Annotated in this window: 12 protein-coding genes; 3 read left to right on the top strand and 9 right to left on the bottom strand. The window is 53.1% G+C overall.

Going from position 1 to position 12606, the window contains the following annotated elements:
- Nucleotides 1-19: 19 nt before the first annotated feature.
- The gene (locus tag SK34_RS00180) at nt 20-1735 is read right to left on the bottom strand and encodes an ABC-F family ATP-binding cassette domain-containing protein (protein ID WP_048232055.1); all 1716 of its coding nucleotides are present in this window, start codon (nt 1733-1735) and stop codon (nt 20-22) included.
- A gap of 418 nt (nt 1736-2153) precedes the next feature.
- Here SK34_RS00180 and SK34_RS00175 point away from each other — a divergent pair, with 418 nt between their 5' ends.
- Entirely contained in the window at nt 2154-3056 is a 903-nt protein-coding gene (locus SK34_RS00175; protein WP_016150253.1) for an endonuclease/exonuclease/phosphatase family protein, read from the top strand.
- 68 nt (nt 3057-3124) lie between these two features.
- Here SK34_RS00175 and maeA read toward each other — a convergent pair whose 3' ends face one another.
- Nucleotides 3125-4822 (bottom strand): malate dehydrogenase, encoded by a 1698-nt coding sequence (maeA, locus tag SK34_RS00170; protein ID WP_048232053.1) that lies wholly within the window; start codon nt 4820-4822, stop codon nt 3125-3127.
- Nucleotides 4823-5001: 179 nt separating this feature from the next.
- The gene (gene sra, locus SK34_RS00165) at nt 5002-5142 is read right to left on the bottom strand and encodes a stationary-phase-induced ribosome-associated protein (RefSeq protein WP_003020039.1); all 141 of its coding nucleotides are present in this window, start codon (nt 5140-5142) and stop codon (nt 5002-5004) included.
- 227 nt (nt 5143-5369) lie between these two features.
- On the opposite strand from sra, the gene osmC reads away from it, so the two are divergent.
- Nucleotides 5370-5801, top strand: coding sequence for a peroxiredoxin OsmC (gene osmC, locus SK34_RS00160; protein WP_003020036.1), 432 nt, complete (start codon nt 5370-5372; stop codon nt 5799-5801).
- A gap of 47 nt (nt 5802-5848) precedes the next feature.
- On the opposite strand, the gene SK34_RS00155 is transcribed toward osmC, so the two are convergent.
- From SK34_RS00155 to SK34_RS00130, 6 genes are read right to left on the bottom strand one after another with little or no spacing between them, the layout of a single operon-like run.
- Nucleotides 5849-6619: a 3-hydroxybutyrate dehydrogenase gene (locus SK34_RS00155; protein ID WP_003843689.1), complete on the bottom strand. Its 771-nt coding sequence runs from the start codon at nt 6617-6619 to the stop codon at nt 5849-5851.
- Between the two features lie 11 nt (nt 6620-6630).
- Nucleotides 6631-8025 (bottom strand): GntP family permease, encoded by a 1395-nt coding sequence (locus tag SK34_RS00150; protein WP_196491835.1) that lies wholly within the window; start codon nt 8023-8025, stop codon nt 6631-6633.
- 37 nt (nt 8026-8062) lie between these two features.
- On the bottom strand, nt 8063-8986 hold the full coding sequence (locus SK34_RS00145; protein ID WP_048232051.1) for a 3-hydroxyacyl-CoA dehydrogenase family protein: 924 nt from the start codon (nt 8984-8986) through the stop codon (nt 8063-8065).
- Entirely contained in the window at nt 8976-10181 is a 1206-nt protein-coding gene (locus SK34_RS00140) for an acetyl-CoA C-acetyltransferase (protein ID WP_048232049.1), read from the bottom strand. The genes SK34_RS00145 and SK34_RS00140 overlap by 11 nt, the downstream gene beginning before the upstream one ends.
- Nucleotides 10182-10191: 10 nt before the next feature.
- Nucleotides 10192-10848, bottom strand: a complete 657-nt coding sequence (locus SK34_RS00135) for a CoA transferase subunit B (protein WP_003020022.1) — start codon at nt 10846-10848, stop codon at nt 10192-10194.
- Between the two features lie 2 nt (nt 10849-10850).
- Nucleotides 10851-11558: a CoA transferase subunit A gene (locus tag SK34_RS00130; RefSeq protein ID WP_003020020.1), complete on the bottom strand. Its 708-nt coding sequence runs from the start codon at nt 11556-11558 to the stop codon at nt 10851-10853.
- A gap of 142 nt (nt 11559-11700) precedes the next feature.
- Between SK34_RS00130 and SK34_RS00125 the strand changes: the two genes are divergently transcribed.
- Nucleotides 11701-12591 (top strand): LysR family transcriptional regulator, encoded by an 891-nt coding sequence (locus tag SK34_RS00125; RefSeq protein ID WP_003020016.1) that lies wholly within the window; start codon nt 11701-11703, stop codon nt 12589-12591.
- Nucleotides 12592-12606: the final 15 nt, after the last annotated feature.

Here is a 12606-nt window from a genome sequence, read left to right as displayed (position 1 = left end):
CGCCATCCGGCAATAAAGATTACTCCAGTTGTGAGTTCAGACGCTCAATCTCTTTACGCCATTGCGCCTGTAACAGCGGTTTTTGATGTTTCGGCTTGCGGGCGAGATCGTCGGCCAGACGCTGTTCCAGATCGAGGAGTTGTTCCAGCAATCCATCGCTGTCACAGCTTATTTCAACTTTCGCTTCGACCACCGTTTTGGGAACGGTTATCTCCGCGGACGTTTCCCTAATACGCGCATTGACCGCCTCCAGATCGTGCCATTCACTGAGTTCGCCATTGTCGATTAACCAGAACCGGTTACAGCTTTGGCTGATAAGCTGCCGGTCGTGACTGACCAGCAACACGCCGCCGTTATAGCTTTGTAGCGTTTCTGCCAGCGCCTCTTTACCTTCCATATCCAGATGGTTGGTCGGTTCATCGAGCATCAGCAGACTGTAGCGCGCAAGCGTCAGCCCCACAAACAGCAGCCGGGAGCGCTCACCACCGCTTAATGTACTGACCCTCTGCGTATGACGAATCCACGGAAAACCCGCGCTAATCAGCGCCATCTTGCGAATCTCTGGCTGCGGGGCAAACGCTTCCAGCGCGTCAAACAATGAATCGTTATCGGCAAGCTGATGCAGCGTCTGATCGTAATAGCCCAGCGTAACGCGCGGGTGCAACACCAGTGAAGGCGATGCCAGCTGTGATTGAAACTGTTGCCAGATAAGCCTTAACAGCGATGATTTACCGCAACCATTACGCCCGACAATTGCCACGCGATCGCCGCTTTTTAACCGGATACCGGCAATGGAAAACAGTGTATCTGCGTCGGGAGCAGGGGCTACAGACAGATTGGTCATCTCCAGCAAACGATCTGCACGCAGGGAATCACCCTGCAATGTTAGTGTCCACTGACTTCCTGCCGTCACTTCTGTCTGCACCTCTTTCAGGCGTTGCACCTGTTTTTCCATCTGCTTGGCCTTGCGGGAGAGATCTTCGTTGTCGTAGACCCGCCCCCAGGTTGCCAGCCGTTTGCCGCTGGCGGTAACCCGGTCTATCTCTTTTTGCTCAGCCTTGTGGCGCAGAGCATCGCTGACGTCTCTTTCTGCCAGCGCCTGACGTGCCGCGCTACAGGGCAGATCAAAGGCATGGAGAGTGCGATCGCGTAGGATCCACGTTCCGTGAGTCACTGCGTCCAGCAACTGCGGGTCGTGGGAAACCACCACAAAACTGCCAGACCAGTTCTGTAAGAATTGCTCCAGCCACAGTAATGTTGGCAAATCCAAATGGTTACCCGGTTCATCCAGCAGCAGCAGGTCAGGATTACGCATCAACGCCCGCGCTAATAGCAAGCGTGTGTGCTGGCCACCGCTCAACGTTTGCGCTGTCAGAGATAAATTCTCTGGTGTGAAACCCATTTCGGCAAGCAGCGCTTCAACCCGCCATTGTTGAACCGCACGCTCATGCTCAGGAAGTTGAGCGAGAACGGCTTCCTGCAGTGTAAGAGGCAATATATCGTCAGGTAGATGTTGTTCTACACGCGCGAGATGGCAGTGATTCGCTTGCGCGATTGCTCCACTGGTGGGCGAAATCGTGCCATCGAGCAGTTTTAACAGCGTGCTTTTTCCGCAGCCGTTGTAACCGATAAGCCCGATGCGGTCGCCTTTTTTTAGGGTAAAGGAAAGATCGTCGAATAGCGTGCCGAATGCCGTATCAACGTGTAAGGATTGTGCGGTTAGTAATGTGCTCATTGTTGCTTACTCAAGAGTTACAGGCGTGAAAACGCCTCGTCAAACATCGCTGACGATAACCCGGTAAGCCCGAGAGAAGGGGGTTTAGAAGTTAGCTTCGCTCAAGCAGAAGTTATCGCAGCACGATACCGATAACGCTTGAGCACTGGCGATCGCCAAAAGCATGTGAAACGATAAAACGTTCACAGTACAGCATAAGTATCCTCCTTTTGTTTTTCAGAATGTTGATCGGTGATGAAAGTGTAATCGCAACATACGCAGTAGCGCAAGCTTTGAACGCCCAGCAGATTACAAGACAAATAAATCATGCAAAACTTAATTTTCTTCGCGTCGAAAGCTTGGGTTAATGATCACAATAACGATCAATATTCTCCGGTATCCTATCGCGCACTATTTTATTATTTGGAGAATAGATGACATGAAAAAAACAATGACATTGACGATGATTGCGCTGGGATGTTTATTTGTAAATGCACAAGCAAGTGAAAAACTAGCGGGTAATGAGATACTTAAAGTGCAAAAAGGTGGTGTTCCTGACAAAATTTACACGCAGAATAAACCGCATTTAAAGATTGCCACCTATAACATTGGTAAAAATGAAGCATCTGCTGATGTGGCGGATTTTACGGCACTTAATTCGGCAATTAAAAAAATTGATGCGGATATTATTGCTGTACCAGAGGTTGATAATAAAACAGGGCGCAGTCAAAAGATTGATCAACTCAAAAAAATCGCTGATGCCAATAAACTGTATTACGCCTTCGGTAAAGCCCTCGATTTTGATGGCGGTGAGTACGGGTTAGGACTGCTTTCCAAATATAAAATATTGCATACACAGGTGGTAAAATTACCGTCGGGTAATGCTGAACAACGCGTGGCGTTACTGGCGCAGGTTGACGTTCCTGGGTTTGATTCTGCTCCCATCATTATGGTGACTCATCTCGACTGGCAAAAAGACCCCACCATGCGTACGGAACAAGCCCGCTATCTGTTAGATATCAGCATTGGCGACGCGACATCAGATTTCCCGGATATCGCCTCCTCAATTAAGATCCTTGCAGGGGATTTTAATTCGACCCGGGATGAGCAGCCACTTAAAGAAATACGTTACTTTTTCAATGAAGTGACGAAAGAAGGAATTGATACGCGCAGTTGGCCAGCCGTTAATCCTGCGATCGATATAGACCATATTTTCACGTTTAAAGGTCAGAAGTGGAACGTCAAAAACCTGGAAATCCCACATAATTCGCCAGAGTTTACGTGGTCTACGGCGAGCGATCACCTGCCGGTTATTGCTGAACTTGAACTTTCAGAACAGTAATCTACATACAGTATTTCGTTCATCGAACGCTTAAAATTGCCCGGCAGACTCAGCTGCCGGGCAAACCGTCAAATAGAAGTACGACGGTAGTCGCGATATTCCGCCTGCCAGAAATTATCGTCAATAGCCTGTTGCAGCGCTTCAGCGGAGGTTTTCACCGCCACACCTTGCTGCTGGGCCATTTTACCGACGGCAAAGGCAATGGCACGAGAAACCGTCTGAATATCTTTCAGTTCCGGTAGCACCAGTCCTTCACCGTTGAGCACCAGCGGTGAATACTGTGCCAGCGTTTCACTGGCCGACATCAGCATTTCATCAGTGATGCGCGACGCGCCAGAAGCAATCACGCCAAGGCCAATACCCGGGAAGATATAGGCGTTGTTACACTGGGCGATCGGGTAAGTTTTCTCTTTCCACACTACCGGTGCAAACGGGCTACCGGTCGCAACCAGCGCGTTACCTTCGGTCCAGGCGATAATATCCTGCGGCGTGGCTTCTACACGAGAAGTCGGGTTAGACAGCGGCATGACGATCGGACGCGGACAATGCTTGTGCATTTCGCGGATAATCTCTTCGGTAAACAGACCAACCTGTCCGGAAACCCCGATCAGGATGTCAGGTTTAACGTTGCGGATCACATCGAGCAACGACAGGACATCTTCTTGTGTATCCCAGTGCTGCAGATTTTCGCGTTTTTGCACCAGTTTGGTCTGGAAGGAGAGCAGGTTCGGCATTTTGTCGGTTAACAGGCCGAAGCGATCGACCATGAATACGCGTTGACGCGCCGCTTCTTCGCTTAAACCTTCTCGCTGGATTTGCGCAATGATCTGCTCGGCGATCCCGCATCCGGCGGAACCCGCGCCGAGGAAGACGATGTTTTGTTCGCTCAGCTGGCTTCCGGCCGCGCGGCTAGCCGCAATCAGCGTACCGACGGTAACCGCCGCGGTGCCCTGAATATCGTCGTTAAATGAGCAAATTTCATCGCGATAACGGGTCAGCAGTGGCATAGCGTTTTTCTGGGCGAAATCTTCAAACTGCAACAGCACGTCCGGCCAGCGATGCTTCACGGCCTGGATGAATTCATCAACGAATTCGTAGTATTCATCATCAGTGATACGCGGATTGCGCCAGCCCATATACAGCGGATCGTTCAGCAGTTGCTGGTTGTTGGTCCCCACGTCCAGTACCACCGGAAGTGTATAGGCCGGGCTAATTCCGCCACATGCGGTATACAGCGACAGTTTACCGATTGGAATGCCCATCCCGCCGATCCCCTGATCGCCAAGACCTAAAATACGTTCGCCATCGGTGACAACGATGACCTTGATATTGTGGTTAGGGACGTTTTGCAGGATATCGTCCATATTGTGGCGGTTCTGATAAGAGATAAACACGCCGCGCGCACGACGATAAATCTCAGAGAAACGCTCACAGGCTGCGCCGACCGTTGGGGTATAGATAACTGGCATCATCTCATCCAGGTGATTATGCACCAGTCGATAAAACAGGGTTTCGTTGGTGTCCTGGATGTTGCGCAGGTAAATATGTTTGTCGATTTCGGTTTTGAAGCCCTGATATTGGATCCAGGCGCGTTCAGCCTGTTCTTCAATCGTTTCGACGACTTCCGGCAGTAACCCCAGCAGGTTGAAGTTACGGCGTTCTTCCACACTGAAGGCGCTCCCTTTATTCAGTAAAGGGAACTCCAGCAGTACCGGGCCAGCGTAAGGGATGTAAAGGGAACGCAGTTTTTTAGTTTCGTTTTCCATGTCACTCACTCTTTTTTGAATAACCGTCCCTGGCGCTCTTTATGATCGTATGTGGCCTGTCCGCCAGGGAAACGGGCGAAGTATAAAGCATTGTGAATGGGTTAAGGGGTTTTATAAGCAAAAACACCACTGCGGTTGCAATGGTGTTTATCTCGTTACTCAGTCAGACGTGCGAAAGGCTACTTGCCGTCAGCGCGGCGCTTTCTTCCAGTAGGATTGTTGACCACGTTGGTTTTGTCACCTTCGGTCACGATTTTACGTTGATTTGAGATTTTGTGGTCCAGTCCGAGAATATGACGGGCCTGACGGTTCGATTTCATTCTAACTCCTTAATCCTGTTACTGGTTTCAAGGGCGAGCCCGTATGAGAACGGACGAAATACAACCTGATATAAAGCCGATGTTCAACATAACGGCTTTCTGGATGGTCGGTCATTTTATCTGAAAGGTCAATGCTTAAGCGGCAAATGAGAACTATCCCGTATGTAACATGCTTTTTCCCGGGCGTCCTATACTAGTAACTCCGACGACAACACAGGAGAGCGGTAATGACTATCCATAAGAAAGGTCAGGCACACTGGGAAGGCGACATTAAGCGCGGCAAAGGCACTGTGTCGACCGAAAGTGGCGTGTTAAATCAGCAACCGTATGGGTTTAATACACGATTTGAAGGTGAGAAAGGCACCAATCCTGAAGAGTTGATTGGCGCGGCCCATGCAGCCTGCTTCTCGATGGCGCTTTCACTGATGCTGGGCGAAGCAGGGTTTACCCCAGATGCCATTGATACCACTGCCGATGTTTCTCTGGATAAGGTAGATGCCGGGTTTGCGATCACTAAAGTCGCGTTGCATAGTCAGGTGAGCGTGCCGGGGATAGACGCCGCCACGTTTGACGGCATCATCCAGAAAGCAAAAGCCGGATGCCCGGTATCTCAGGTTCTGAAAGCGGAAATAACGCTGGATTACAAACTGAAGTCTTAATAAAGTCGTGCCGGATGTGACCAGTTCTTATCCGGCACCTGATGATGTTATTGCGCTACCCAACCGCCATCCATATTCCACGCTACGCCACGCACTTGCGCCGCACCGTCTGAACATAAGAATAACGCGAGATTCCCTAACTGCTCTGGGGTAACGAATTCGCGCGACGGCTGCTTTTCAGCCAGCAAGGCGTCACGGGCTGCCTCAGGCTCTGCGCCTTCGGCAATACGTTTATCGATCTGCTGCTGGACCAGCGGCGTTAGCACCCAGCCGGGACACAGCGCATTGCAGGTGATTTCCGTCTGCGCGGTTTCCAGCGCGATGGTCTTGGTTAATCCCACCACACCGTGCTTCGCTGCTACGTAGGCAGATTTCTCTTTTGAAGCCACCAGGCCGTGAACAGAAGCGATATTAATGATGCGCCCCCAGTTTCGCGCGCGCATACCGGGAAGCGCCAGACGCGTGGTGTGAAAAACGGAGGAGAGGTTAATCGCGATAATCGCGTTCCATTTATCAACCGGGAAGGTTTCTATCGGTGAAACATGCTGGATCCCGGCGTTATTGATAAGAATATCCACACCGCCGAATTCGCTCTCTGCATAGCGCATCATGTCGGCAATTTGCGCTTCATCGCTCAGATCCGCGCCATGATAGCCTGGCGTTTTGCCATACTGCGCAACAGCGTCTTTGGCAGCATCAACATCACCAAACCCGTTGAGGATCAGAGTGGCGCCAGCTTGCGCCAGCACCTGTGCGATACCTAATCCGATACCACTGGTCGAGCCGGTAACCAGGGCGGTTTTTCCCGTTAAGTTCATGATGATTCTCCTTAAACAATTCCGGTGGTGTAGAAGACGCCGATGACAAACAGTACGGCCAGACTTTTAATGATGGTAATAGCGAAAATTCCGCCATACGCCTGACGATGACTAAGGCCGGTGATAGCCAATAAGGTAATGACCGCGCCGTTATGCGGTAGGGTGTCCATACCGCCGCTGGCCATAGATGCCACGCGGTGGAATACTTCAAGTGGGATATTGGCGGCATGTGCGGCAGCGATGAAAGTGTCAGACATGGCGGCAAGGGCAATACTCATCCCGCCAGACGCCGAACCGGTGATCCCGGCAAGCGTGGTAATGCTGATAGCCTCATTGAGCAGCGGGTCAGGAATAGCCGCCAGCGCTTTTGACAGCACGAGGAAGCCCGGCAGGGCGGCGATCACTGCGCCAAAACCGTACTCTGACGCGGTGTTCATCGCCGCGAGGATCGCGCCACCAACTGCCGTTCTGCTGCCTTCAGCCAGGCGACCTTTAATGTTGCGGTAGCCGAAGAGCACCACCAGCAGAATCCCAGAAATCAGCGCCGCTTCCACTGCCCAGATAGCGGTGATTTTACCGACTTCGGTGGTAATCGGTTTGGCAAGCCCCGGAAGTTCAAGTTGATGCGTGGCGCCGTACCACTGTGGGATCCAGCGGGTAAACAGCAGGTTAAATACCCCAACCAGGATCAGCGGAGAGATCGCGATGATCGGGTTCGGCAGGTTAATGTTATCCGGCGTTTCCGGCTCGTTTAACAGTTCAGTGCCATAGCCTTCATTCTTTGCCTGCGCTTTACGACGCTGACGTTCGAGATAAACCAGACCGACGAAAATAATAAACAGCGAGCCTATCAGCCCCAGCCACGGCGCAGCCCAGGCGTTAGTCCCAAAGAAGCTGGTCGGAATAATGTTCTGGATCTGCGGCGTGCCTGGCAGAGCATCCATAGTGAAAGAGAATGCGCCCAGCGCAACGGTGGCCGGGATCAGGCGCTTAGGAATATTACTCTGGCGGAACAGCTCCGCCGCAAATGGATACACCGCAAACGCCACGACGAACAACGAAACCCCGCCGTAGGTTAACAGCGCGCACACCAGCACGATCACCGGGATGGCGTGACGACGACCGAGGATGTTGATAGCGGCGGCAACAATGGAACGTGAAAATCCAGATAACTCGATTAACTTGCCAAACACTGCACCCAGCAAGAACACCGGGAAGTAAAGCTTCACAAAACCGACCATTTTTTCCATAAACAGGCCGGTGAAAGCGGGGCCGACGGCGCTGGGTTCAGTGAGTAATACAGCACCTAATGCCGCGATGGGGGCAAACAGAATGACGCTGTATCCGCGATAGGCTGCAAGCATCAGCAGGCCCAGCGCTGCCAGGGCGATTAATACACTCATCATGACTCCTTATTATTATATTGGGGTACAGAAAGAGACGTTATGGTTTCAGGGCAAAACGCAGTTGATGCTCTCTGCGTTGCTGGATGTACTCCTTGCGCGAATCATCCCAGCGATAAAATCCCTGACCGCTGCGTAAACCGGTATCACCGTTGGCTACCTTGTCAGCGACCAACGACATCATCTCGCTGCCGGTTGCCAGTTCCGGGAGCAGATGCCGACAAATATCCTGCACCGTAGAGAGTCCGGTCATATCTGCCGCTTCCAGCGGACCAACCATCGCATAGCGACGTCCGAGCGAGGCACGCATGACCTGATCCACCACCTCTGCGCTGGCGATGCCGCTTTTAACGATATGAAGCGCTTCACGAAGCAAAGCAAACTGCAGTCGATTGCCGACAAACCCTGGTGCGGCGCGATCGAGCACGACGGCTTCCAGTTGCATCGAGAGCAGCCACTGTTGCAGCTCACGCAGGTATTCCGCTTTGGTGGCGGTGCCGGGGACAATTTCGACCAGCGGAATAAAATGTGGCGGGTGCCAGAAATGGGCGATGAGCAGCCGCTCAGGATGGACGAGCTTTTCTGCCAGCGCATCCGGCGGCAGGCCGCTGGTATTACTGGCAATGACGGCCTCAGGCGCGATCAGATCTTCCAGTTGCGCATACAACGCGTGCTTGAGCTCGAGCCGCTCCGGGATCGCTTCAATCAGTAACCCGCACGCAGCAATCTCCGGTAGCGAAGTCGTACCGTGCAGACGACTCACAACCTGTTCTTTTTCGTCTGCGGCAAACTGTTCGGCGGTAATCAGCTCATCCAGAATACCGCTGGCAACGGCGCTAATTTCTGCAATTCGGCTGCTATCGGTGTCATACAGCCAGATATCGTGACCATAACGGGCGAAGTGGGTGGCAATACCGACCCCCATTAACCCCGCCCCCAGAACGCAGACAGGCTTACTTTGCATGAGAGACCTCCTGCAAACGCTCTACCGCCAGCGCTACGCCCTGACCGCCGCCTACGCACAGCGTAGCCAGCCCTTTGGTCGCGTTACTGCGGGCCATTTCGTGCAACAGTGTCACCAGGATTCGGCAACCAGATGCACCGATGGGATGGCCCAGCGCAATCGCGCCGCCATTTACGTTCACCCGGTCGCTGTCCCAGTTCAGGGATTCGCCAACCGCCAGCGCTTGTGCGGCAAAGGCTTCGTTGGCCTCAATGAGATCGACATCATTCAACGTCCAGCCAGCTCGCTTCAGGCACTGGAGTGACGCTTCTACCGGCCCAATGCCCATAATGGCGGGATCGACACCAGAAACCGCGTAGCCTGCTACCCGGGCAAGCACTGGCAAATTGAGTTCTGCGGCTTTGCCGGCGCTCATCAACATCACCGCGGCGGCACCATCATTGATGGATGATGCATTTCCGGCGGTCACCGTGCCGTTTCCTGGCAGAAATGCTGGTTTAAGTTGCGCCAGCTTGTCGGCCTGAGTATCCGGGCGAGGCTGTTCGTCACGGTCCACCACACGTGGCGGCTTTTTGCCTTGTGGGACGCTAACCGGCGTGATTTCCGCGCTAAAACGACCCGCTTCAATGGCAGCGGCGGCTTTTTGCTGGGAGCGCAGGGCAAAAGCGTCCTGCTGCTCACGACTGATTACGAACTTATCCGCCAGATTTTCAGCAGTAATACCCATGTGATAGTCGTTGAACGCATCCCACAGGCCGTCATGCACCACGCTGTCTTTCATACTGGCATGACCCAACCGCAGGCCGGCCCGCGCGCCGTCGAGAAAATAGGGCGCATTGCTCATGCTCTCCTGGCCTCCGGCAATCACGATTTGCGCATCGCCACAGCGAATTGCCTGTACCGCCTGATGCACCGCCTTCAGGCCAGAACCGCACACCAGATTAATGGTTAACGCCGGTGTGGTTGACGGCAGTCCTGCGCGTAACGCCGTTTGTCTGGCCGGATTCTGGCCGCAGCCTGCCGTCAGAACCTGACCTAAAATCACTTCATCAATTTGTTCAGGCGCCACAGCCGTTTTTTCCAGCAGCGAACGGACAACCGCTGTACCTAACTCCACGGCGGAAAGTGGTGCCAGCGCACCATGAAAACTGCCAATCGGGGTGCGCGTTGCCGCGACAATTACAACATCCTGCATGGTCAGCTCCTCAGTTAAATTGCATTTCGGGGACAGTTTCGGGCACGATCAGCTTGCCGGCGGTTCTGGCGACGATTTCATCCACACTGATACCCGGGGCGCGTTCACGCAGAATGAACGCCCCGTCGGCAATTTCCAGCAGAGCCAGGTCGGTAAGCACGCGTTTGATGCAGGCCACGCCGGTCAACGGCAGGGTGCAGGCGGGAAGCAGTTTGGACTCACCGCTTTTGGAAGCATGGGTCATTACCACGATGATGTTGTCGGCTCCGGCAACCAGGTCCATCGCGCCGCCCATGCCTTTCACCATTTTTCCGGGGATCATCCATGAGGCGATATTGCCGTTAACATCGACTTCAAACGCACCGAGCACCGTCAGATCAACGTGGCCGCCGCGGATCATGGCGAAGGATTGCGCAGAGTCGAAAATCGCCGCGCCTTTGCGCGCCGTCACGGTCTGTTTCCCGGCGTTAATCATGTCGGCATCAATTTCGTCTTCTGTGGGAAACGGCCCCATACCCAGCAAACCATTCTCTGATTGCAGCATCACGTCCATGCCATCAGGGATATAATTTGCCACCAGAGTGGGAATGCCGATCCCAAGGTTGACGTAATAACCGTCGCGCAGCTCGCGGGCGACGCGCATCGCCATTTGTTCACGCGTTAACATGGTCAGGCTCCTTTCTGGCGCAGGGTGCGTTGTTCAATACGTTTTTCAAACTGCCCCTGAATAATGCGGTTAACGAAAATTCCGGGAGTGTGAATCGCTGCAGGGTCCAGTTCTCCGGGAGGGACAATCTCTTCGACTTCCACGACGGTAATGCGCCCGGCGGCGGCCATCAGCGGATTAAAGTTCTGTGCGGTGTGGCGATAGATGACGTTGCCGTACCAGTCGGCTTTCCAGCCTTTAACCAATGCAAAATCACCGGTTATCGCCTGTTCAAGGATGTAAGGGCGTCCGGCAAACTCGCGAACCTCTTTCCCTTCCGCTACGGGGGTTCCATATCCAGTCGCGGTAAAAAATGCCGGGATCCCCGCGCCGCCCGCGCGCAACTGCTCTGCCAGCGTACCCTGTGGCGTCAGGATGGCTTCCAGTTCGCCGCTAAGCACCTGCTTCTCAAACAGGGCGTTTTCCCCTACATAGGACGCGACCACTTTGCGCACCTGGCGCGTTTCCAGCAGTACGCCAAGGCCAAAGCCATCCACGCCACAGTTGTTTGATACAACGGTAAGTCCCTGTACTTCTCGACGGCGTACTTCGGTAATCAGGTTTTCAGGGATCCCACATAAACCAAAACCGCCCGCCAGCAGCGTCATGTTGTCGGTCAGTCCTTCCAGCGCCTCTTGATAAGTGGCAACACGTTTATCCAGTCCAGCCATACACTTGCCTCCCCAGTTGTCCTTGCCGACATCATTGGGGGTGAAAAATGATTTGTTAATTTTAAATTTGTGACTCACTCATTGGGTTTTTTTATCAATTTAATGTTAATTAAAGGTATTCAACAAGTTAAAGGAATGCGAAATGGGAATGAGCATCAAACAGTTACGCGCGTTTTTAGCGGTAGCTCACACTCTGAATTTTGCTCATGCCAGTGAAAGACTGAACATGTCGCAACCCGCATTAAGCCTGGCGATTAAAGGACTGGAAGATTCGCTGGGAGGGGCGTTACTGTTGAGAACCACCCGCAAAGTGACTCTGACGCAGGAGGGAGAAACGCTGCTGAATATGGGGAGACAGCTGCTGGCGGACTGGGAGAATACGGAAGAAGCCATGCGCCAACGCTTTACGCTACAGCGCGGTAAAATCTCGATCGCCGCCATGCCCTCATTTGCCGCTAACGTCCTGCCATCGGTACTGAAAACGTTTCGTGATTCTTATTCTGGTATCAACGTAACGGTTCATGATGTGATCAATGAACACGTGATTGAAATGGTCAGTGAAGGGCGGGTCGAGATGGGCATAGCCTTCGAGCCGGACTATTCGGGACATCTGCATTTCACGCCGCTCGGCGTGGATCGTTTTATCGCGATTGTGCCGCCAACCTGTCGGCTGGCAGACAGGGATCGTATTGCATGGCGCGAACTGCTGACGCTGGATTTCATCACCTTGCAACGTCCGTCAGCCGTGCGGCTGATGCTGGAAGAACAACTGGTGCAAAGCGGACATACGCTGGAAGTAGCGCTGGAGAGCCATCAATTAGTAACCGTTGGCCGTCTGGTGGCTAACGGTCTGGGCGGTAGCGCCGTACCTGCACTATGCCGCACGCAAATGACAGAGTTAGGCGCAACCTGTATCGATCTGGATACGCCGGTGATCCAGCGTCGGATCGGGGTTTTGCGTTCAGCACATCATAAATTATCTACTGCTTCCGAGGTGCTGGTGGATTCACTGAAAAAGGCGTATCGCACCTGACTTTTCTCGACGGCT

It is taken from the genome of Citrobacter sp. MGH104, from assembly GCF_001034485.1.
Taxonomy (GTDB): domain Bacteria; phylum Pseudomonadota; class Gammaproteobacteria; order Enterobacterales; family Enterobacteriaceae; genus Citrobacter; species Citrobacter freundii.
Note: the sequence above shows the minus strand (reverse complement) of the source record. Positions and strands in the feature narration are given on the sequence as shown.

Excerpts from the sequence above, each read along its gene's own strand:
- SK34_RS00180 (WP_048232055.1), bottom strand. The coding sequence starts at position 1,735 with ATGAGCACATTACTAACCGCACAATCCTTACACGTTGATACGGCATTC.
- SK34_RS00175 (WP_016150253.1), top strand. The coding sequence starts at position 2,154 with ATGAAAAAAACAATGACATTGACGATGATTGCGCTGGGATGTTTATTT.
- maeA (WP_048232053.1), bottom strand. The coding sequence starts at position 4,822 with ATGGAAAACGAAACTAAAAAACTGCGTTCCCTTTACATCCCTTACGCT.
- sra (WP_003020039.1), bottom strand. The coding sequence starts at position 5,142 with ATGAAATCGAACCGTCAGGCCCGTCATATTCTCGGACTGGACCACAAA.
- osmC (WP_003020036.1), top strand. The coding sequence starts at position 5,370 with ATGACTATCCATAAGAAAGGTCAGGCACACTGGGAAGGCGACATTAAG.
- SK34_RS00155 (WP_003843689.1), bottom strand. The coding sequence starts at position 6,619 with ATGAACTTAACGGGAAAAACCGCCCTGGTTACCGGCTCGACCAGTGGT.
- SK34_RS00150 (WP_196491835.1), bottom strand. The coding sequence starts at position 8,025 with ATGATGAGTGTATTAATCGCCCTGGCAGCGCTGGGCCTGCTGATGCTT.
- SK34_RS00145 (WP_048232051.1), bottom strand. The coding sequence starts at position 8,986 with ATGCAAAGTAAGCCTGTCTGCGTTCTGGGGGCGGGGTTAATGGGGGTC.
- SK34_RS00140 (WP_048232049.1), bottom strand. The coding sequence starts at position 10,181 with ATGCAGGATGTTGTAATTGTCGCGGCAACGCGCACCCCGATTGGCAGT.
- SK34_RS00135 (WP_003020022.1), bottom strand. The coding sequence starts at position 10,848 with ATGTTAACGCGTGAACAAATGGCGATGCGCGTCGCCCGCGAGCTGCGC.
- SK34_RS00130 (WP_003020020.1), bottom strand. The coding sequence starts at position 11,558 with ATGGCTGGACTGGATAAACGTGTTGCCACTTATCAAGAGGCGCTGGAA.
- SK34_RS00125 (WP_003020016.1), top strand. The coding sequence starts at position 11,701 with ATGGGAATGAGCATCAAACAGTTACGCGCGTTTTTAGCGGTAGCTCAC.